The organism is Pseudomonas sp. P4_D7, assembly GCF_056401755.1.
This window is the reverse complement of record NZ_JBFUIR010000018.1, coordinates 1-21045: the sequence shown is the minus strand read 5'-3', so window position 1 is coordinate 21045 and position 21045 is coordinate 1. Positions and strand designations below refer to the sequence as shown.

The 21045-nt window shown below is 60.7% G+C and carries 16 protein-coding genes; 9 read left to right on the top strand and 7 right to left on the bottom strand.

The window, feature by feature from the left end; genetic code table 11:
• From murD to lpxC, 9 genes are all read left to right on the top strand, one after another.
• The gene (gene murD, locus AC1DVF_RS13855; RefSeq protein WP_477782625.1) at positions 1-1347 is read left to right on the top strand and encodes a UDP-N-acetylmuramoyl-L-alanine--D-glutamate ligase; all 1347 of its coding nucleotides are present in this window, start codon (positions 1-3) and stop codon (positions 1345-1347) included.
• On the top strand, positions 1344-2561 hold the full coding sequence (gene ftsW, locus AC1DVF_RS13850; protein WP_007916996.1) for a putative lipid II flippase FtsW: 1218 nt from the start codon (positions 1344-1346) through the stop codon (positions 2559-2561). Before murD ends, ftsW begins: the two co-directional genes overlap by 4 nt.
• Positions 2551-3621, top strand: coding sequence for an undecaprenyldiphospho-muramoylpentapeptide beta-N-acetylglucosaminyltransferase (gene murG, locus AC1DVF_RS13845; protein ID WP_460088964.1), 1071 nt, complete (start codon positions 2551-2553; stop codon positions 3619-3621). The genes ftsW and murG overlap by 11 nt, the downstream gene beginning before the upstream one ends.
• Positions 3614-5074, top strand: coding sequence for a UDP-N-acetylmuramate--L-alanine ligase (murC, locus tag AC1DVF_RS13840; protein ID WP_016987574.1), 1461 nt, complete (start codon positions 3614-3616; stop codon positions 5072-5074). The genes murG and murC overlap by 8 nt, the downstream gene beginning before the upstream one ends.
• The gene (locus AC1DVF_RS13835) at positions 5071-6030 is read left to right on the top strand and encodes a D-alanine--D-alanine ligase (RefSeq protein ID WP_093430684.1); all 960 of its coding nucleotides are present in this window, start codon (positions 5071-5073) and stop codon (positions 6028-6030) included. The genes murC and AC1DVF_RS13835 overlap by 4 nt, the downstream gene beginning before the upstream one ends.
• Before the next feature lie 4 nt (positions 6031-6034).
• Positions 6035-6901 (top strand): cell division protein FtsQ/DivIB, encoded by an 867-nt coding sequence (locus AC1DVF_RS13830; protein ID WP_053123632.1) that lies wholly within the window; start codon positions 6035-6037, stop codon positions 6899-6901.
• Between the two features lie 15 nt (positions 6902-6916).
• Complete coding sequence (gene ftsA, locus AC1DVF_RS13825; RefSeq protein WP_007916987.1) at positions 6917-8176, top strand: cell division protein FtsA; 1260 nt, start codon at positions 6917-6919, stop codon at positions 8174-8176.
• A 67-nt stretch (positions 8177-8243) separates the two neighbouring features.
• The gene (gene ftsZ, locus AC1DVF_RS13820) at positions 8244-9440 is read left to right on the top strand and encodes a cell division protein FtsZ (protein WP_007916986.1); all 1197 of its coding nucleotides are present in this window, start codon (positions 8244-8246) and stop codon (positions 9438-9440) included.
• A gap of 112 nt (positions 9441-9552) precedes the next feature.
• Positions 9553-10464, top strand: a complete 912-nt coding sequence (gene lpxC, locus AC1DVF_RS13815) for a UDP-3-O-acyl-N-acetylglucosamine deacetylase (RefSeq protein WP_007916984.1) — start codon at positions 9553-9555, stop codon at positions 10462-10464.
• A gap of 176 nt (positions 10465-10640) precedes the next feature.
• Here the strand turns inward: lpxC and AC1DVF_RS13810 are convergent, their stop codons facing one another.
• The 7 genes from AC1DVF_RS13810 to AC1DVF_RS13780 form a co-directional block, all read right to left on the bottom strand.
• Positions 10641-12149: a sensor domain-containing diguanylate cyclase gene (locus AC1DVF_RS13810; RefSeq protein WP_460088963.1), complete on the bottom strand. Its 1509-nt coding sequence runs from the start codon at positions 12147-12149 to the stop codon at positions 10641-10643.
• A 194-nt stretch (positions 12150-12343) separates the two neighbouring features.
• Complete coding sequence (locus AC1DVF_RS13805; RefSeq protein ID WP_477782624.1) at positions 12344-13660, bottom strand: OprD family porin; 1317 nt, start codon at positions 13658-13660, stop codon at positions 12344-12346.
• Positions 13661-13856: 196 nt separating this feature from the next.
• On the bottom strand, positions 13857-14078 hold the full coding sequence (locus tag AC1DVF_RS13800) for a hypothetical protein (RefSeq protein ID WP_093430681.1): 222 nt from the start codon (positions 14076-14078) through the stop codon (positions 13857-13859).
• A 281-nt stretch (positions 14079-14359) separates the two neighbouring features.
• The gene (locus tag AC1DVF_RS13795; protein ID WP_099757137.1) at positions 14360-15724 is read right to left on the bottom strand and encodes a heavy metal sensor histidine kinase; all 1365 of its coding nucleotides are present in this window, start codon (positions 15722-15724) and stop codon (positions 14360-14362) included.
• A complete protein-coding gene (locus tag AC1DVF_RS13790; protein ID WP_007916978.1) occupies positions 15714-16391 on the bottom strand; it encodes a heavy metal response regulator transcription factor in 678 nt (225 codons plus the stop codon). The genes AC1DVF_RS13795 and AC1DVF_RS13790 overlap by 11 nt, the downstream gene beginning before the upstream one ends.
• Before the next feature lie 9 nt (positions 16392-16400).
• A complete protein-coding gene (locus tag AC1DVF_RS13785) occupies positions 16401-19502 on the bottom strand; it encodes a multidrug efflux RND transporter permease subunit (RefSeq protein ID WP_099757136.1) in 3102 nt (1033 codons plus the stop codon).
• Complete coding sequence (locus tag AC1DVF_RS13780) at positions 19499-20656, bottom strand: efflux RND transporter periplasmic adaptor subunit (RefSeq protein ID WP_460130119.1); 1158 nt, start codon at positions 20654-20656, stop codon at positions 19499-19501. The genes AC1DVF_RS13785 and AC1DVF_RS13780 overlap by 4 nt, the downstream gene beginning before the upstream one ends.
• Between the last annotated feature and the right edge of the window lie 389 nt (positions 20657-21045).

The following is a 21045-nucleotide window of genomic DNA, read 5'->3' as shown; positions in this document are numbered from 1 at the left end:
GTGTCTCTGATCGCTTCTGACCACTTCCGCATCGTTGTCGGCCTCGGCAAGAGCGGCATGTCCCTGGTTCGCTTCCTGGCGAACCGGGGCACGTCGTTTGCCGTGGCGGACACGCGGGAAAATCCACCGGAACTGGCCACGCTCAAGCGTGACTATCCGCACGTGGAAGTGCGTTGTGGCGAGCTGGACGTCGAATTCCTCTGCCGTGCCGACGAGCTCTACGTGAGCCCCGGCCTGGCGCTGGCGACCCCGGCCCTGCAAGCCGCTGCGGCCCGTGGCGTGAAACTGTCCGGCGACATCGAGCTGTTCGCGCGTAACGCGCAGGCGCCGATCGTGGCCATCAGCGGTTCCAACGCGAAAAGCACCGTGACCACTCTGGTCGGCGAGATGGCGGCTGCGGCCGGCAAGCGCGTTGCCGTCGGCGGTAACCTTGGCACTCCGGCGCTGGATCTGCTCAGCGACGACGTCGAGCTGTACGTCATGGAACTGTCGAGCTTCCAGCTGGAAACCACCGACCAGCTCAACGCCGAAGTGGCCACCGTGCTGAACATCAGCGAAGACCACATGGATCGCTACAGCGGTCTGCCGGCGTACCACTTGGCCAAGCACCGGATCTTCCGTGGCGCCAAGCAGTTCGTGGTCAACCGTCAGGATGCGCTGAGCCGTCCGTTGATGGGCGAGGGTCAGCCATGCTGGACCTTCGGCCTGACCAAACCGGATTTCAAGGCATTCGGTATCCGCGAAGAAGATGGCGAGAAGTATCTGGCCTTCGAATTCCAGAACCTGATGCCGGTGCGTGAGCTGAAAATTCGCGGCGCACACAACCAGTCCAACGCCCTCGCGGCGCTGGCGCTCGGTCATGCCGTGGGTCTGCCGTTCGACGCCATGCTCTCGGCCTTGCGCACGTTCGCCGGCCTCGAACACCGTTGCCAGTGGGTGCGTGATCTCGACGGCGTCGCTTACTACAACGATTCCAAAGCGACCAACGTTGGCGCCGCACTGGCCGCCATCGAAGGCTTGGGCGCGGACATCGACGGTAAGGTCATTCTGATCGCCGGTGGCGATGGCAAGGGTGCCGAATTCAACGACTTGCGTGATCCGGTCGCGGCCAACTGCCGCGCCGTGATCCTGATGGGCCGCGACTCCGACAAGATCGGCGCAGCCATCGGTGATGCCGTGCCACTGATTCGCGCGACCTCGCTGGTCGACGCCGTTGCGCAATGCCGCGCCGCTGCCCAACCGGGTGATGTGGTGCTGCTGTCGCCGGCCTGCGCCAGTTTCGACATGTTCAAGAATTACGAAGACCGTGGTCACCAGTTCGTCCGCGCTGTGGAGGAATTGGCATGAGCCTGCGTAATATCATCAAACCGTATCCGTCACCGATCATCACCGGGCGCGGGATCGACCTCGACTTCCCGATGCTCGCCGGTTGTCTGGCGCTGCTCGGCCTCGGCCTGATCATGATTGCCTCGGCGTCCACCGAAGTGGCGGCCGCACAGTCCGGCAGCCCACTGTATTACATGATCCGCCACCTTATTTATGTGGTGCTGGGCCTGGGCGCGTGCATCGTCACCATGATGATTCCGATTGCCACCTGGCAACGCCTCGGCTGGCTGATGCTGATCGGTGCGTTCGGTTTGCTGGTAATGGTGATCATCCCCGGCATCGGTCGCGAAGTGAACGGTTCGATGCGCTGGATCGGTTTCAGCTTCTTCAACGTGCAGCCGTCCGAGATCGCCAAAGTGTTCGTGGTGATCTACCTCGCCGGTTATCTGGTGCGGCGTCAGAAGGAAGTGCGCGAGAGCTGGATGGGCTTCTTCAAGCCGTTCATCGTGCTGCTGCCGATGGCCGGCCTGCTGCTGATGGAGCCGGACTTCGGCGCCACCGTGGTGATGATGGGCGCTGCGGCGGCCATGCTGTTCCTCGGCGGGGTCGGGCTGTTCCGCTTCTCGCTGATGGTGGTGTTGGCGGTCGGAGCGGTGGTCTTGCTGATTCAAATGCAGCCGTACCGAATGGCGCGTCTGACCAACTTCGCTGACCCGTGGGCCGACCAGTTCGGCGCCGGCTATCAGTTGTCGCAAGCCTTGATCGCGTTCGGTCGTGGCGAATGGCTCGGCGTCGGTCTGGGTAACAGCGTGCAGAAGCAGTTCTACCTGCCGGAAGCGCACACCGACTTCGTGTTCTCGGTTCTGGCTGAAGAATTGGGCGCCGTCGGTTCGCTGTGCACCGTCGCCCTGTTCGTGTTCGTGTGTATTCGTGGCATGTACATCGGTCTGTGGGCGGAAAAAGCCAAACAGTTCTTCGCCGCTTACGTGGCGTACGGCCTGTCGTTCCTGTGGATTGGTCAGTTCCTGATCAACATCGGCGTGAACGTCGGCCTGCTGCCAACCAAAGGTCTGACCTTGCCGTTCCTCAGTTATGGCGGCAGTTCGTTGGTGATCTGCTGTGCCTGCCTTGGCTTGCTGCTGCGGATCGAGTGGGAGAGTCGAACCCATTTGGGCAGCGAAGAGATGGAATTCCATGAGAGCGACTTCGCCGAGGAGCCGAATCATGGGCGCTAACGTATTGATAATGGCCGGCGGCACCGGCGGCCACGTGTTCCCGGCGCTGGCCTGTGCCCGCGAGTTTCAGGCGCGCGGCTACACCGTGCACTGGCTCGGCACACCACGCGGGATCGAAAACGAACTGGTCCCGGCCGCTGGGCTGGAACTGCACCGGATCAACGCCACCGGCCTGCGCGGCAAGAGCAAGCTGTCGCTGCTCAAGGCGCCGTTCATGCTGCTCAAGTCGGTATGGCAGGCGCGGGCGATCATTCGTCGCTTGAAGCCAGTGTGTGTGGTCGGCTTCGGTGGTTATGTGACTGGCCCCGGTGGTCTTGCCGCGAAACTGGCCGGTGTGCCGGTGATCGTTCACGAGCAGAACGCTGTGGCCGGCACCGCCAATCGGTTGCTGGTGCCGTTCGCCGCCCGGGTGTGTGAAGCGTTCCCCGACACCTTTACTCTGTCGGACACCCGCCGTACCACCGGAAACCCGGTGCGCAGCGAGCTGTTCCTCGACACATCGCGACCTGCTCTGGCCGGTCGCAAAGCGCGTTTGCTGATCCTCGGCGGAAGCCTGGGCGCAGAACCGTTGAACAAATTGCTGCCTGAAGCCCTGGCCCAAGTCGCTGCCGATTTGCGCCCGGAAGTGTTTCATCAGGCCGGCAAAAACCATGATGAAGTGACTGCAGAGCGCTACCGCGCCGCCGGCGTGGATGCGCAGGTGCAGCCGTTCATCAAAGACATGGCCCAGGCCTATGGCTGGGCTGACCTGGTGGTGTGCCGCGCAGGCGCGTTGACCATCAGTGAGCTGGCTGCCGCCGGTCTGCCCTCGATGCTGGTGCCTTTGCCCCACGCGATCGACGATCACCAGACTCGCAACGCCGATTATTTGGCCCGCGAAGGCGCTGCCTTCCTGATGCCACAAAGAACGACTGGTGCCGCGGACCTTGCCGCGCGCCTGACAGAGGTCTTGATGCAACCGCAACGACTCGAAGATATGGCCCAAGCGGCCCGCCGTCTGGCGAAACCCGATGCCACCCGTAGCGTGGTCGATACCTGTCTGGAGGTGGCTCATGGTTGAGAATCAGAAAGCCATGCCGCAACCGGAAATGCGCCGCATCCGTCGCATCCACTTCGTCGGCATCGGCGGCGTGGGCATGTGCGGCATCGCCGAAGTGTTGTTGAACCTGGGCTATGAAGTCTCCGGTTCCGACCTGAAAGCGTCGCCGGTGACCGAGCGTCTGGAATCGTTCGGCGCGCACATCTTCATTGGCCACCGTGCCGAGAACGCCGCTGCCGCCGACGTGCTGGTGGTGTCGAGCGCTGTGAACACCTCTAACCCGGAAGTAGCGAACGCGCTTGAGCGTCGTATTCCGGTGGTGCCGCGTGCCGAGATGCTCGCTGAGCTGATGCGCTATCGCCACGGCATCGCCGTTGCCGGTACGCACGGCAAAACCACCACCACCAGCCTGATCGCTTCGGTGTTCGCCGCCGGTGGTCTGGACCCGACGTTCGTCATCGGTGGTCGTCTGAATGCCGCGGGCACCAATGCCCAGCTTGGCACCAGCCGTTACCTGATCGCCGAAGCCGACGAAAGCGATGCGAGCTTCTTGCACCTGCAACCGCTGGTGGCCGTGGTTACCAACATCGACGCCGACCACATGGCGACCTACGACGGTGACTTCAACAAACTGAAGAAAACCTTCGTCGAGTTCCTGCACAACCTGCCGTTCTACGGTTTGGCAGTGATGTGCCTGGACGATCCGGTGGTGCGTGAAATCCTGCCGCTGGTGAAACGTCCGACCGTGACTTACGGCTTCAGTGAAGACGCTGACGTGCGCGCGATCAATATTCGCCAGCAAGGCATGCAGACGTTCTTCACCGTGCTGCGTCCGGATCGCGAGCCGCTGGACGTGTCGGTGAACATGCCCGGCAACCACAACGTACTCAATTCGCTGGCGACCATTTGCATCGCCACTGACGAAGGCGTCAGCGATGAAGCCATCGTCCAGGGCCTGTCGGGCTTCCAGGGCGTTGGTCGGCGCTTCCAGGTTTACGGCGAACTGCCGGTGGACGGCGGCAACGTGATGTTGGTCGATGACTACGGTCACCACCCGACCGAAGTCGCCGCAGTGATCAAAGCCGTGCGCGGTGGCTGGCCGGAGCGCCGTCTGGTGATGGTTTACCAGCCGCACCGTTATAGCCGCACCCGTGACCTGTACGACGACTTCGTCAATGTACTGGCCGACGCCAACGTCCTGCTGCTGATGGAAGTCTATCCGGCCGGCGAAGAGCCGATCCCGGGTGCCGACAGCCGCAAGCTGTGCAACAGCATCCGCCAGCGCGGTCAGCTCGACCCGATCTACATCGAGCGTGGCGTCGATCTGGCGCCGCTGGTCAAGCCGCTGCTGCGTGCCGGCGACATCCTGCTGTGCCAGGGCGCCGGTGATATCGGTGGTCTCGCGCCGAAGCTGTTGAAAAGTGAATTGTTCGCTGGCGCCGTGGCGGCGTCGGTCGAGGGGAAGTTGAAATGACTGCTGCCTACGCCAAGCTGTTTTCCACTATCGCGCCGAAAGACTTCGGCCGTGTCGCCGTGCTCTTCGGTGGCCTGAGTGCCGAGCGTGAGGTGTCGCTGAAATCCGGTAACGCCGTACTCGACGCGCTGCAAAGCGCTGGCGTGGACGCGTTCGGCATCGACGTTGGCGAAGACATTCTGCAACGGCTGCTCAGCGAAAAGATCGACCGCGCGTTCATCATTCTTCACGGCCGTGGCGGTGAAGACGGCTCCATGCAGGGCCTGCTTGAAGTAGCGGGCATTCCGTACACCGGCAGCGGCATCCTGGCCTCGGCACTGGCGATGGACAAACTGCGCACCAAGCAGGTCTGGCACAGCCTCGGGATTCCGACGCCGCGTCACGCCGTGTTGTGCAGCGAAGCCGATTGTATTTCGGCAGCGACGGAACTGGGCTTCCCTTTGATCGTCAAACCGGCGCATGAAGGTTCAAGTATCGGGATGGCCAAAGTGAGTTCTGCGTCCGAGTTGATCGACGCATGGAAAGCGGCCAGTACCTACGATTCGCAAGTCTTGGTTGAGCAATGGATTCAAGGTCCGGAGTTCACCATCGCCACCCTGCGTGACCAGGTGTTGCCTCCGATTGCCCTGGGTACACCGCACACGTTCTACGACTACGACGCCAAGTACATCGCCAACGATACCCAGTACCGCATTCCGTGCGGGCTGGATGCCGCCAAGGAACAGGAACTCATGGATCTCACGGCCAAGGCCTGTGAGGCGCTGGGTATTGCCGGTTGGGGCAGGGCGGACGTGATGCAGGACGCCGACGGGCAGTTCTGGTTCCTGGAAGTGAACACCGCACCGGGTATGACCGATCACAGTCTGGTGCCGATGGCCGCGCGTGCGGCCGGTCTGGATTTCCAGCAACTGGTTCTGGCTATTCTGGCCGCCAGTGTTGAAGACGCTCGAGGTTAAGACGATGCAAGGCGCTCAGCTCCGACATCAGCCTCCCGCACCCGGCCGCAAGCCGGTGCCACGGGGTGCCAGCCGAATGGTGGCGAAAGAGCCGATGTCCGCGCGCCTGCCGAAAGCCAATTTCGGCTTTCTGAAAAGTCTGTTCTGGCCAGTGCTGCTGGTGGTGCTGGGCTTTGGTACTTACGAAGGTGCAACGCGTTTGCTGCCGTACGCCGACCGGCCGATCACCAAGATCGCCGTGCAAGGCGACCTGAGCTACATCAGCCAGCAAGCGGTGCAGCAGCGGATCGCCCCGTACGTGGCGTCGAGCTTCTTCACCATCGACCTGGCCGGTATGCGTACCGAGCTTGAGCAGATGCCGTGGATCGCCCACGCCGAAGTACGTCGGGTGTGGCCGGACCAGGTGGTGATCCGCCTCGAAGAGCAACTGCCGGTGGCGCGTTGGGGTGATGAGTCGTTGCTGAACAACCAGGGCCAGGCGTTTACGCCCAAGGAACTGGCGAACTACGAACATCTGCCACAGCTGTTCGGTCCACAACGGGCCCAGCAGCAAGTGATGCAGCAGTATCAGGTGCTGAGCCAGATGCTGCGGCCGTTGGGCTTCTCGATTGCACGCCTGGAACTGCGTGAACGCGGGAGTTGGTTCCTGACCACCGGTGCCGGCAGTTCCGGCCCCGGCATCGAGTTGCTGCTGGGACGCGGCAACCTGGTGGAAAAGATGCGCCGCTTTATCGCCATCTATGACAAGACGCTTAAAGACCAGATTACGAACATTGCGCGCATCGATCTGCGCTACGCCAACGGCCTCGCTGTTGGCTGGCGGGAACCTGTAGCGCCGACGACAGCCCAACCCGCTGTCGCGAAGAATTAAGAAGAGGCAGGACCCATGGCAAACGTGCAAAGCGGCAAAATGATCGTCGGTCTCGATATCGGCACCTCCAAGGTGGTGGCGCTGGTCGGCGAGGTTTCCGACGACGGCTCGCTGGAAATCGTCGGGATCGGTACCCATCCGTCCCGTGGCCTGAAGAAGGGCGTGGTGGTCAACATCGAGTCCACCGTGCAATCGATCCAGCGCGCGATCGAAGAAGCCCAACTGATGGCGGGCTGCCGCATTCACTCGGCGTTCGTCGGTGTGGCGGGCAATCACATCCGCAGCCTGAACTCCCACGGCATCGTCGCGATCCGCGATCGTGAAGTCAGCTCGGCCGACCTTGAGCGCGTGCTTGACGCCGCTCAGGCCGTGGCGATTCCGGCTGACCAGCGCGTGCTGCACACCCTGCCGCAGGATTACGTGATCGATAACCAGGAAGGCGTTCGTGAGCCTCTGGGCATGTCCGGCGTACGTCTGGAAGCCAAGGTTCACGTAGTCACCTGCGCCGTCAACGCCGCACAGAACATTGAAAAATGCGTGCGTCGCTGCGGTCTGGAAATCGACGACATCATTCTCGAGCAACTGGCCTCGGCCTACTCGGTACTGACCGACGACGAGAAAGAACTGGGCGTGTGCCTGGTCGACATCGGCGGCGGTACCACCGACATCGCGATCTTTACCGAAGGCGCGATTCGCCACACGGCGGTGATCCCGATTGCCGGTGATCAGGTGACCAACGACATCGCCATGGCGTTGCGCACCCCGACCCAGTACGCCGAAGAAATCAAGATCCGCTACGCCTGCGCCCTGGCCAAACTGGCCGGTGCCGGTGAAACCATCAAGGTGCCGAGCGTTGGCGACCGTCCACCGCGCGAACTGTCGCGTCAGGCCCTGGCCGAAGTGGTCGAGCCGCGTTACGACGAACTGTTCACGCTGATTCAGGCCGAGCTGCGTCGCAGCGGCTACGAAGACCTGATTCCGGCCGGCATCGTGCTGACCGGTGGCACTTCGAAAATGGAAGGCGCCACTGAACTGGCCGAAGAAATCTTCCACATGCCGGTGCGCCTTGGTGTGCCGCATGGCGTGAAGGGTCTGGATGACGTGGTGCGCAACCCGATTTATTCCACTGGCGTTGGTTTGTTGATGTACGGCCTGCAAAAGCAGTCCGACGGGGTTTCGTTCTCCGGCATCGGCAGCCGCGACAGCTACAGCAACGAAGAGCCACAGGCGCCGTTGCTGGACCGATTGAAGAAGTGGGTTCAAGGCAACTTCTAAAGCTTTACCGCAACACCGCAACAAACAGCAGTAGGCGAAAAAACTAGAGAATGTAAGGAGAGGGAAAATGTTCGAACTCGTAGACAACATCCCCGCAAGCCCGGTAATCAAAGTTATCGGTGTTGGCGGTGGCGGCGGCAACGCTGTCAATCACATGGTCAAGAGCAACATCGAAGGCGTTGAATTCATCTGCGCCAACACTGATGCTCAAGCGCTGAAAAACATCGGCGCGCGTACCATTCTGCAACTGGGTACCGGCGTGACCAAAGGTCTGGGCGCTGGCGCCAACCCTGAAGTAGGTCGTCAGGCCGCTCTCGAAGACCGTGAGCGCATTGCCGAAGTCCTGCAGGGCACCAACATGGTGTTCATCACCACTGGCATGGGCGGCGGTACCGGTACCGGTGCTGCGCCGATCATCGCCGAAGTGGCCAAGGAAATGGGCATTCTGACCGTTGCTGTCGTAACGCGTCCGTTCCCGTTCGAAGGCCGCAAGCGTATGCAGATCGCCGATGAAGGCATCCGCATGCTCTCGGAAAGCGTCGACTCGTTGATCACCATTCCCAACGAGAAGCTGCTGACCATCCTCGGTAAAGACGCCAGCCTGCTGTCGGCTTTCGCCAAGGCTGACGATGTACTGGCCGGTGCCGTTCGCGGTATCTCCGACATCATCAAGCGTCCGGGCATGATCAACGTCGACTTCGCCGACGTACGTACCGTGATGAGCGAAATGGGCATGGCGATGATGGGCACTGGCTGCGCCAGCGGTCCGAACCGTGCACGTGAAGCCACCGAAGCGGCGATCCGCAACCCGCTGCTGGAAGACGTGAACCTGCAAGGCGCACGCGGCATCCTGGTGAACATCACTGCCGGTCCTGACCTGTCCCTGGGTGAGTACTCCGACGTGGGTAGCATCATCGAAGCCTTCGCTTCCGAGCACGCGATGGTCAAGGTCGGTACTGTTATCGATCCGGACATGCGCGACGAGCTGCACGTAACCGTGGTTGCCACCGGTCTGGGCGCGAAAATCGAGAAGCCTGTCAAGGTCATCGACAACACCGTTCACACCTCCATGGCTTCCGCCCAGGTGCAACAACCGGCTGCGGCCCGTCAGGAAGCGCCAGCGGTGAACTACCGTGATCTGGACCGTCCGACCGTCATGCGCAACCAGGCTCAGGCCGGTGCTGCGGCTGCCGCGAAGATGAATCCGCAAGATGATCTGGACTACCTGGACATCCCGGCTTTCCTGCGTCGTCAGGCCGATTGATGGAATGTATCAGGGCTATGAAGGTGATTGGTGTTCAGCAAAGGCATGGTCTGCTATCATCGCCAGCCTTTGTTGATACCAGTTCGCAATTTGCGCTGAAGCGGCCCAAGCCATGATTAAACAACGCACACTGAAAAATATTATCCGTGCCACAGGTGTAGGCCTGCACTCCGGTGAGAAGGTCTATCTGACCCTCAAGCCTGCGCCTGTCGACACTGGCATTGTGTTTTGTCGCGCTGACCTCGACCCTGTGGTGCAGATTCCTGCCCGCGCGGAAAACGTCGGTGAAACCACTATGTCGACGACGCTGATTAACGGCGACGTCAAAGTGGACACGGTAGAGCACTTGCTCTCGGCCATGGCTGGCCTGGGCATCGATAACGCCTACGTCGAGCTCTCCGCGTCCGAAGTCCCGATCATGGATGGCAGCGCTGGACCCTTCGTATTCCTGATTCAATCGGCAGGCCTGGAAGAACAGGACGCCGCCAAGAAATTCATCCGCATCCTGCGTGAAGTGACAGTGGAAGACGGCGACAAGCGCGCCACTTTCGTCCCTTTCGAAGGGTTCAAGGTGAGCTTCGAGATCGATTTCGATCACCCGGTATTCCGGGACCGCACCCAAAGTGCAAGCGTGGATTTTTCCAGCACTTCGTTCGTAAAAGAAGTCAGCCGCGCCCGTACCTTTGGTTTCATGAGTGATATCGAGTACCTGCGCAAGCACAACCTCGCACTCGGCGGCAGCGTTGAAAACGCAATCGTGGTCGATGCTGATGGCGTGTTGAACGAAGACGGTCTTCGCTATGAAGACGAATTCGTGAAGCACAAGATCCTCGACGCGATTGGCGACCTGTACCTGCTGGGTAACAGCCTGATTGGTGAGTTCAAAGGCTTCAAGTCCGGTCATGCACTGAACAACCAGCTGCTGCGCAAGTTGATTGAGCAGACAGACGCTTGGGAAGTGGTGACGTTCGAAGACGCCAGCACCGCACCAATCTCTTACATGCGCCCGGTTGCGGCGGTGTAAGTAAAAAACCTCTCTAGTTTTTTGAAGGCCATCCTCGGATGGCCTTTTTTTATGCCTGCAATTTTTGTGTTGCCTGGGCCGGCCCCATCGCGAGCAGGCTCACTCCTACATTTGAAATGCATTCCCCTGTAGGAGTGAGCCTGCTCGCGATAGGGCCGGTGAAGCCACTACATCTATCAGGAAGCCACCACCACCCGATTGCGCCCACCTTCCTTGGCCTGATACAGCGCCTTGTCCGCCGCAAACAACAACTGCTCCAGCGTCATCTCACTCGCCGCCGTCCAGCTCGCAATGCCGATACTCACGGTCATCGGCCGCTCGGCCCCGTCGACCAACGGCAACTGCTCCACCGCCTGACGAATATGCTCGGCTATCTGCTGTGCGCCATGGCCATCGGTCTCGGCGAGAATCACCGAAAACTCTTCACCTCCGTAGCGCGCCACCAGATCCGTCGGTCGCCGCACATTTTCCGTGATGACCCTGGCCAGCGTCTTCAGCGCCTGATCTCCAGCCTGATGTCCATGCCGGTCATTGAAGGCCTTGAAGTGATCGGCATCGATCATCATCACCGACATCGCTTTGCCCGAGCGCTGGGCGCGGAACCACTCATGACGCAGTGCCTGATCGAGCATGCGCCGATTGGCCACTCCCGTCAGTGCATCGGTAGCGGCCAGTTGCGCCAGCTCGCGCTCGGCCCGTTGACGCAAGCGCAACTCGCGAGCCAGCAGCCAGGTCAGCCACAGCAACCCCACGCACAACACCCCAGTGGCGCCGCTGATCAACAGGGCGGTACGACGCCATGTGCCGAACACCTCGTCGCTGGACAGCGCGACCATCACCGTCAGTGGCAGATTGCCGACCCGCGAATAGGTATAGAGGCGTTGTTGATGGTCCATGCTCGAGGTGCTGGTAAAACTGCCATTGCCATCCTTGTCACCCAGAATACGCACGACATTCGGTCGGTTGCCGTAGCTCTTGCCGATGGAATCGCTTTGCAGATACGGCTTCTGCGCCAGCAGGACGCCGTCGTTGTTGATGATGTTCAGCGTGCTGTCTTTGCCAATGTCGAGGCTGTTGAACAACTGATCGAAGTAATCGAGTTTCATCGACGCCACGGCTACCCCGGCGAACTCACCGGTTTGCGAGGAAATCCGTCGACTGAAGCTGATGCGCCACTGATTGGCCTCGTCGCAGTCGCAACGGGTCTTGAACGGGCGGCTGATAAACATGCCGACATCGCGATTGAATGCGTGGGCGAGGAAATAATCGCGGTCGGCAAAGTTGCCCGGTTTCGGCTCGATCCGCGAGGAGTCGGCAATCACATCTCCGTGTTTGTCGAGGAGCAGTATGTCGCCCTTGAAGCGCGCGGTGGTCGAGCGGTCGAACAGCGCCAAATGGCGGATCTGCGGTGAGACATCTTGCAGGTCATCGCGCTGGGCGGCGGCGATCAGGCCTTGCAGGGTCAAGTCGTACAACTCGACGGTGCGCAGGACATCGGCGTCGATCAACTGGGCGATGGTGGTGGCACTGCGGGTCGCCGATTCCTGAGCGTTGGCATGCTCGCGGATCAGGAGGAACGTGACGATGCACAGAATCGCGATCACGGTCAGCGAACTGCCGCAGATCAGCAGCAACTCGGGGCGTCCGGTCTTGCCCGCAACGGGAGGGGTACGGCTCGCAATCATGATTGGGCTGTCGGTTGGGGAAAGTCTTATAAGCGTAGTTGCACAACACCACCGAAGCGCCTGACGCAACGAAGGCGTTGTGTCAGCCAACATCAATGTTGCTGAAAGATCGCCTTCGCGAGCAAGCTCGCTCCCACAGGGTTGGTCATTGCTTGAGCTATCGGAGTGAGTCTGCAGTCAGCTTAGCGCGGATCTTAGAAGACGTTGATCGGGTAGTCGATGATCACGCGGTATTCATCTGTATCCGAATCAATCACGCCGTAGCCGTTGCCGCCTCGGTTGGTCGCCCATTGCAGGTGGACCGCCAGATCCTTGGCCTGACCGCTCTGCACCACGTACTTCACGTCGAGATCGCGTTCCCAGTGCTTGGCGTTGCGGCCATCGGCGCTGTACCAGTTGGAATAGCCTTTGCTGTCGGGGTCAACCTTGGTCAGGTCGACAGTGCCGCGCGAGTAGGACACCGACGAGGTCAGCCCCGGCACGCCGACACCGGCGAAGTCATAGGCGTACTTGAGCTTCCACGAGCGCTCGTTCGGGCCGTTAAAGTCGGAATACTGCTGCGAGTTGTCGAGGTAAACGCTGTCGCCCTGGCTGATGTAGTCGAACGGCGTGTTGCCGTTGACCCGCAGATACGCGGCGGTAACGCTGTGATTACCGACGCCAACGGTGAAATGCAGGCTGTAGGTGTTGTTGTCGATGTTGCCCAGCAGCGCATCACCGGTGTCTTGCGTGTGATAGAAGTGCAAGCCCGGGTTGAGGCTGACCAGATCGTTCAACTGCCAGGTGTAGTCGAGGTCGTAGTAATACTGGTTCCAGATGTCCTTCAACTCAGAGGCATAAAGACTGCTGGTCAGGCCTTCGACACCGCTCCACGCCACGCCGGCCCAGTTCAGGTGCTGGCTCTCATCGCCGTCGGCAACAGTGCCGTAGGAAGTACCGATGCGCGTGTGCCCACTCTGGTTGTAAGGCTTGGTGAAACTGGCTTGGCCGCCTTCGATCAACCAGCCGTCGAAGCTGTGGTTGGTCAGGCTCACACCACGGAAAGTCTGCGGCAGCATGCGCGTATCACCGCCGGCGATGACCGGGTTGGTGAGGAACAGGTCACCGGCCTTCAACTCGGTATCGAACGCGCGCATTTTCAACGTGCCGCCCGCCGTGGAGAACGCCCCCGGCGCTTTGCCGCCATTCTCTCTGACCGGCAGGATGCTCGAGCCGTCGGTGCCGCCACCGCCATCGAGCTTCAACCCGAGCATGGCGTGGGCATCGATGCCGAAACCGACCGTACCTTCGGTGTAGCCCGACTTGAAGACCCCGAGAAAGCCCTGGCCCCACTCGATGTTGTCGTCCGCCTTCTGCAAGCGGTTGCGATTCATGTAGTAGTTGCGGGCGTTGAGGTTGAGGCTTGAACCCTCGACAAAGCCATCTTTGGCAGGCTCGTCAGCGTGAGCGGCAGGGGCAATCGTTGCGGCAATTGCAATGAACAGCGGGGTGCAGCGAACTGGGTAACGCACGTGCGATGGAGCTCCTTGGGTCAACTGGCCCTTCAATGGCTTGAGGGCTTGATGTTTCTTGTTGTTACAGACGAACCAAACGGCTTTCAGACCACAACGAAAAAAGGCCGCTGAAAGGCAGCGGCCTGGAATGACGACGGTTGAACGGGAAGAGCCAAACAACCGCGTCGAGGGAAACGTTGGCGCGGTGCGCGACTCAGCTGTCTTTCTCGGCAGCCTGAGCCTGTGAAGTGGCAGCCTGCGGGGCTTGCGTGGCGTCTTGTGCCTTGGCCATCACTTCGGCCTGATGCTGATCGAAGGCCTGCGCGCGAGCGATATTTTGCGCTACGAACGACTGCGATTCTTCAGCCATCGCCATCGGCGACAGGATCAATGAGGACAAAACGAAAGCGCTGGCAATACCCATACTGTTGGACATCTTGAAAACCTTCTCGCTTGGCGAGTGCTGTTTGGTGCGGGCAAAGATAAGGTCGCCGGGCGTTGGGAAACAGCGTGATTTTCATAAATGACTGTTACAGCAGAAGTAAAAGTCACCCCCTCACCCCAACCCTCTCCCCCAGGGGGGCGAGGGGGAAAGGGAGCAGATCTTCATGCTTTTCAAAGCCTGAGTTCGACGGGATATTTCAGGTCGGCGTACTTCGAAAGAGCACCACGGTAAGTCCCCTCTCCCTCGGGGAGAGGGTTAGGGTGAGGGGCTTTTCAGACCGGCAAATAAATCCCGAAGGTATTCATCCCCCGATCACTGCGCACAAACACATCGCCGCCATGCATCAGCGCAATCGCCTTGACGATCGCCAGCCCCAGCCCATGGTTATTGCCACTGTTGCTGCGCGAGGCATCCACCCGATAAAAGCGCTCGAACAAGCGCGGCAAATGCTCGCTGGCAATCGGCGAACCGGGGTTGGCCACGCCGATACTCACCTGATGCTCTTTAACCTCGATGTGCACCTCGATCACCTGACCCGCGCCGGTGTGCTGCACCGCATTGCTCAACAAATTGATCAACGCCCGGCGCAAATGCGCGACCTCGATCTGCACCTGCGCATCGCCGCTGACCTGCACCTCAACTTGCGCATCTTCAAGAATGAAATCCAGATATTCCAGGGTCGTTGCCACCTCATCCGCCAGCGACGTCGAGGTCAGTTTGGTCGCCTTGTTGCCCTGGTCGGCACTGGCCAGAAACAGCATGTCGTTGATGATCGAGCGCAGCCGTTCCAGCTCTTCCAGATTGGATTGCAGCACTTCGAAATAATGTTCGGCAGAACGCCCACGGGTCAGCGCCACCTGAGTCTGACCAATCAGATTGGTCAGCGGCGAACGCAGCTCATGAGCGACATCGGCGTTGAACGATTCCAGCCGCGAGTAGGCCTGCTCAACCCGTTCCAGCGTCGAGTTGAAGGAGTCGACAAACTGCTCAAGTTCCGGTGGCAGCGGCGACAGACGCAAGCGTCCGGCCCGCAGCGGAGGCGCCAGTCGTTGAGCTTCATGGGACAGTTTGATCAGCGGTTTGAGACCAATCCGCGCGACCCAATAGCCCAGCGCCGAAGCCATCAGCACACCGACAATCGCCAGCCCGATCAAGGCAATCAGCAGGTTGTGCTGCGTCTCATGAAAGGTCTCGGTATCGATGCCGATCATGAACCGTAGCGGCGGACGCTGATCCTTGGCCGGCAACTCGGTCAGCAGCACTTTCAGTGGATAAGGCTGGCCGGGCAACTGCAAGTCATGCATGCCCAACGGGCCTTTGGCAAAAGTACGGATCGCCGCATCGGGCTGACCGTATTCGTAACCCGGATCACCGCTCACCACCCAGAAACGAATGCGTTTGTCCTCTTCACCCAGCAGCTTCAATTTGGCGTTGATCTTCACCCAATGCTCGGGCGTACCGAAGCGATTGAGCGCTGATTCGAGCACGCTGTAACGCGCATCCAGCTCGGCTTCCGGCAGCAGACCCAAGCCTTTATCGACCTGTTGATACAGCGCGCCGCCGATCAACAGAAACACCAGCAGCGCCACCAGCGTGAACATGCCGCTCAGGCGCAGGGCAATCGAGTTACTGGACACCACGGCTCTCCAGCACATAACCCATGCCACGAATGGTGTGCAGCAGTTTCTCGTCGAACGGCCCGTCGAGCTTGGCGCGCAGGCGTTTGATTGCGACTTCGACAACGTTGGCATCGCTGTCGAAATTGATGTCCCAGACCATCTCGGCGATGGCGGTTTTCGAAAGGATTTCACCTTGCCGGCGGGCGAGAACGCTCAACAGGGAGAACTCTTTGGCGGTCAGATCCAGTCGGGTGCCGGCGCGGGTAGCCTTGCGGCTGATCAAATCTATCCACAGGTCGGCGATGCTCACCTGCACCGGTTCATGCCCACCGCTGCGCCGGGTCAGCGCTTGCAGGCGCGCGACCAGCTCAAGGAAGGAAAACGGTTTGCCGAGGTAATCGTCGGCGCCGTCGCGCAGGCCTTTGATGCGGTCTTCGACGCGCTCGCGGGCGGTGAGCATGATCACCGGGGTCTGCTTGCGCGCACGCAACGCGCGCAACACGCCGAAGCCATCGAGGCCCGGCAACATGACGTCGAGGACGATCACCGCGTAGTCGCTTTCCAGCGCCAGATGCAGACCCTCGACGCCGTCGCGGGCCAGATCCACGGTGTAACCCTGTTCCGTCAGACCGCGGTGCAGATAGTCCGCGGTTTTTTCCTCGTCTTCGATAATCAGAACGCGCATGACCCTGCCTCAGTCTGTGGTCGCCAACGCCGCTACGGGCGCTGGTTTGGGCCGGTGGAACAGCCGCTCAAGCCACAAGTATATGACCGGAGTGGTAAACAACGTCAGCATCTGGCTGACCAGCAAACCGCCGACCACCGCGATCCCCAGCGGCTGACGCAGTTCGGCGCCGGTGCCGTAACCGAGCATCAGCGGCAGGGCGCCGAGCAGGGCGGCGAGGGTGGTCATGATGATCGGCCGGAACCGCGTGATGCATGCTTCGAAAATCGCATCCTGCGGCGACAGGCCTCGGTGGCGCTGCGCTTCGAGGGCGAAGTCGATCATCAGAATGCCGTTCTTCTTGACGATACCGATCAATAGCACCAGGCCGATCAGCGCCATGATCGAAAAGTCCTGGCCGCAGATCCACAGCATGATCACCGCGCCCAAACCTGCCGCCGGCAGCGTCGAAATAATCGTCAGCGGGTGCACGAAGCTTTCATAAAGCACACCGAGAATGATGTACACCGCCACCAGCGCCGCAAGAATCAGCCACGGCTGACTGGCCAGCGAACTCTGGAACGCCTGCGCCGCGCCCTGGAAATTGCCGCTGATCGCCGTCGGCATGCCGATCTCGGCCTTGGCCTGATTGAGCAGAATCACCGCATCACCCAGCGCAACGCCGGGCGCCAGGTTGAACGACAAGTTGGCGGCCGGGAACATGCCGTCGTGGGCAATCGACAACGGGCCAATGGTCGGCGCATCGAACTTGGCCAGCGCCGACAGCGGCACCATCTCGCCACTCAGCGGCGAACGCAGGTAGAAATAGTTGAGGCTTTCGGCCTTGCCGCGTTGTTTGGTGTCCAGTTCCAGAATCACGTTGTACTGGTTGACCTGGGTCTGGAATTCGTTGATCTGCCGTTGGCCGAAAGCGTCGTACAGCGCCTCGTCGACATCGCTGGCGGTCAGGCCGAAACGGGCGGCGGCGCTGCGGTCGATGCTGATGTGGGTGATGCTGCCGCCCAGTTGCAGGTCGTTGGAAATATCGCGGAACGCCGGGTTGCTGCGCAGTTTTTCCGTGAGGCGTTGCGTCCACGTGGCGAGGGTTGCGCCGTCGTTACTCTTCAGCACGTATTGATACTGCGCGCGGCTCGGGCCGGAGCTGAGGTTGATGTCCTGGCCGGCGCGCAGGTAGAGGACGATGCCGGGGACCTTCATCAGTTGCGGACGGATGCGGTCGATGAACTGGCTGGCGCTGACGTCACGGTCGCCGCGTTTCTTCAACGCGATCCAGAAGCGGCCGTTGGCGATGGTCTGGTTGCTGCCGGAGACACCCACCGAGTGGGAAAACGCCTGCACGGCCGGATCCGCGGCGACGATTTCGGCCATCGCCAGGTGTTTTTTCACCATGTCGCCGTAGGAAATATCCGCAGCGGCTTCGGTGGTGCCGAGGACGAAACCGGTGTCCTGAATCGGGAAGAAACCTTTCGGGATAAAGATGTAACCGCCGATGGCCATCGCCAGCGACAAACCGAACACGCCAATCATCAATTTCTGATGGGCGAGGGCGCGACGCAGGCCTCGTTCGTACCAGCCGAGCAGGCGTTCGCTGAAACCCGGTTTGTCGTGGGCGTGGTGCACCGGTTTGCGCATGAACAGCGCGGCCAGCGTCGGCGCCAAAGTCAGCGATACCACCACGGAAATCATGATGGTCGAGGTCGCGGTCAGGGCGAATTCCTTGAACAGCCGCCCGACCACACCGCCCATGAACAGCAGCGGAATAAACGCCGCCACCAACGAGAAACTGATCGAGACCACGGTGAAGCCAATCTCGCCGGCGCCCTTGACCGCCGCTTCGCGCATGTCGTCGCCGGCCTCCAGATGGCGGTGGATGTTTTCCACCACCACAATCGCGTCGTCGACGACGAAGCCAACCGCGACGACGATCGCCACCAGCGTCAGGTTGTTCAGGCTGAAACCGAGGAGGTACATCAAAGCGAAACTGGCGATCAGCGAAACACCCAGTACCGCCGAGACAATCAGGGTTGCCGACAACTGACGCAGGAACAGCGCCATCACCGCGACCACCAGCAGGATCGCGATCAACAGGGTGATTTCGACTTCATGCAGCGAGGCGCGAATGGTCTGGGTGCGGTCGATCAGGGTTTTTACTTGCACCGAGGCCGGCAGCATGGCTTCGAGGCCGGGCAGGGCGGCTTGAATGCGGTCGACGGTTTCGACGATGTTGGCGCCGGGCTGGCGCGAGATCACCAGGTTCACACCGGGTTGATCGCCGGCCCACGCTTGCACGTAGGCATCTTCCGAACCATTGACGACTTTGGCGACATCGCGCAGGTGAACCGGGGCGCCATCCTTGTAGGAAACGATGAGCTGGCTGTAGTCCTCAGGGTGGAACAACTGGTCGTTGGTCGACAACGTCGAGATGCTTGATTCGCCGTACAGCGCCCCTTTGGCCAGGTTGAGGCTGGTCTGCTGAATCGCCAGTCGGATGTCGGCGAGGGTCAGGCCGATCGCCGCCAGTTTGTCCGCCGAGGCTTGTACGCGAATCGCCGGACGTTGCTGACCGGTGATGTTGATTTGGCCTACGCCGTCGATCTGACTGATCTGACGCGAGAGCAGGGTTTCCACCAGGTCGCTGAGTTCGGTGCCGGGCATTTGTGTCGAGCTGACGCTGAGGATCAGCACCGGGCTGTCGGCCGGGTTGACCTTCTTCCAGGTCGGCAGGGTCGGCATGTCCTTGGGCAGTTTGCCGGCGGCAGTGTTGATCGCTGCCTGGACTTCCTGGGCGGCGGTGTCGATGCTTTTATCGAGGGTGAATTGCAGAGTCAAAAGGCTGGAGCCGAGCGCACTGCTGGAGGTCATCTGGGTCATGCCGGGGATGGCGCTGAATTGCACCTCCAGCGGCGTGGCCACGGATGAGGCCATGGTGTCGGGGCTGGCGCCGGGCAACTGCGCGGAAACCTGAATCGTAGGAAATTCCGCTTCCGGCAGTGGGGCGATTGGCAAGCGCGGGAAGGCAATCAAACCGACCAGCACCAAAGCGATGGTCAGCAGGATTGTGGCGACCGGGTGATCGATGCACCACGTCGAAACACCTTTATGCGCCTTCATGGCTTCGGCTCCGCCTGCACCACTTGCGGCGGCTCGCTCATGACTTGCACGGTCGAACCGGGTTTAAGCCGCGACTGGCCGTCGGTGACCAGCACGTCACCGGCCTTCACGCCTTTGATGATGTCCTGGCCGCTGCCTTGATAAACCATCTGCACTTGCACGGCTTCGACCTTGTCACCGTTGACCCGATAAACGAAGTGTTGATCGAGGCCACGTTGTACGACGGTGGGCGGGACCACCAGCGCATCTTTGTCGAGGGCTGTCTGAATTTTTACCGTGACCAGCAGGCCAGGCCAGAGCTTCTGGCTGGCGTTGGCGAATTCGGCCTTGGCGCGGATGGTGCCGGTGTTGGCGTTGATCTGGTTGTCGATGAGGGTCAGGTGACCTTCGCCGAGCAGGTTGCCGGTTTCGCCATCGGTGTCGGCGCCGATGTAGGCCTTGACCTGCGCGCGTTGCGGGTCGTTGATCAAGCCTTGCAGGGTCGGCAGCATTTGCTGGGGCAGGGAGAATTCGACGGCGATCGGGTCGATCTGGGTGACGGTGAACAGGCCGGCGGTGTCGGTCATGCGCAGGAAATTGCCTTCGTCGACGGTGCGAATACCGACACGGCCGGTGACCGGGGAGCGGATCTGTGTGTAGGAAAGTTGTACTTGCGCAGCATCAATCGAAGCCTGGTTGCCTTGGGCGGTGGCTTTCAGTTGGTTGACCAGGGCTTGTTGTTGGTCGTAGGTCTGTTTCGAGATGCCGTCGTCGACGGTGAGCAGTTTGTAGCGTTTGAGGTTGACCAGGGCGACTTGCAGTTGCGCCTGGCTTTCGCCCAGTTGGGCGCGGGCCTGGTCGAGGCTGGCGCGAATGGAGCGGTCGTCGATGGTGGCCAGCAGGTCGCCTGCTTTGACGAGTTGGCCTTCTTTGACGAGGATTTTGGTGAGGATGCCGTCGATCTGGGGGCGTACTACGACGCTGTGTAATGAGAGTACGGAGCCGATGCCGCTGGTGTAGCGGGGGACGTCTTTTTCGCTGACCGCTATGACTCGCACCGGGATGGCGGTGGGGGTGGCGAGTTTGGTGGGGGCGGGTTTCATTGCCCACCATGTACCTGCGGCGGCCAGGACGATCACTAGGGCTAGCAGGGCTTTGTTTTTTTGGATTCGCATGCGGGGTGGGCGCCGGACGGATTTTGGGCAGGGTTAGGGTCTTTATAAACTTGTTTTGGGGTCAGGAGGGTGACGGCTAGCTGTCGGCGCTGTCAGTTTTCTCTGGGTGTATATCCGTTTTTGCGGGTGTGGCTGATTACGGTTCCGCCCTTACGGCGGGTCACTTTTTACAAACGCCTAAAAAGTAACCAAAAACGCTTGCTCCTACGTGCGGCCCGCTCGCTGGGGCTCGGGGTTCCTTCGCTCCGGGATCGATCCGGGCGCAGCGCCTACGGTTTGCTTCGCTGCACCTCCTCTCGCTGTGTTTGGCTGCGCCAAACGGTCGCTGCGCTCCCACGCCCGGATCAATCCCTCCACTCAGCCTTCCGACGTCGCCCGTGGATCAAGAT

Bases quoted from the DNA above. Each gene is read 5' to 3' on its own strand.
- AC1DVF_RS13830 (WP_053123632.1), top strand. From the start codon at position 6,035: ATGCAAGGCGCTCAGCTCCGACATCAGCCTCCCGCACCCGGCCGCAAG.
- AC1DVF_RS13810 (WP_460088963.1), bottom strand. From the start codon at position 12,149: ATGATTGCGAGCCGTACCCCTCCCGTTGCGGGCAAGACCGGACGCCCC.
- AC1DVF_RS13835 (WP_093430684.1), top strand. From the start codon at position 5,071: ATGACTGCTGCCTACGCCAAGCTGTTTTCCACTATCGCGCCGAAAGAC.
- ftsA (WP_007916987.1), top strand. From the start codon at position 6,917: ATGGCAAACGTGCAAAGCGGCAAAATGATCGTCGGTCTCGATATCGGC.
- lpxC (WP_007916984.1), top strand. From the start codon at position 9,553: ATGATTAAACAACGCACACTGAAAAATATTATCCGTGCCACAGGTGTA.
- murC (WP_016987574.1), top strand. From the start codon at position 3,614: ATGGTTGAGAATCAGAAAGCCATGCCGCAACCGGAAATGCGCCGCATC.
- AC1DVF_RS13780 (WP_460130119.1), bottom strand. From the start codon at position 20,656: ATGCGAATCCAAAAAAACAAAGCCCTGCTAGCCCTAGTGATCGTCCTG.
- AC1DVF_RS13785 (WP_099757136.1), bottom strand. From the start codon at position 19,502: ATGAAGGCGCATAAAGGTGTTTCGACGTGGTGCATCGATCACCCGGTC.
- ftsW (WP_007916996.1), top strand. From the start codon at position 1,344: ATGAGCCTGCGTAATATCATCAAACCGTATCCGTCACCGATCATCACC.
- AC1DVF_RS13800 (WP_093430681.1), bottom strand. From the start codon at position 14,078: ATGTCCAACAGTATGGGTATTGCCAGCGCTTTCGTTTTGTCCTCATTG.
- AC1DVF_RS13790 (WP_007916978.1), bottom strand. From the start codon at position 16,391: ATGCGCGTTCTGATTATCGAAGACGAGGAAAAAACCGCGGACTATCTG.
- murG (WP_460088964.1), top strand. From the start codon at position 2,551: ATGGGCGCTAACGTATTGATAATGGCCGGCGGCACCGGCGGCCACGTG.
- ftsZ (WP_007916986.1), top strand. From the start codon at position 8,244: ATGTTCGAACTCGTAGACAACATCCCCGCAAGCCCGGTAATCAAAGTT.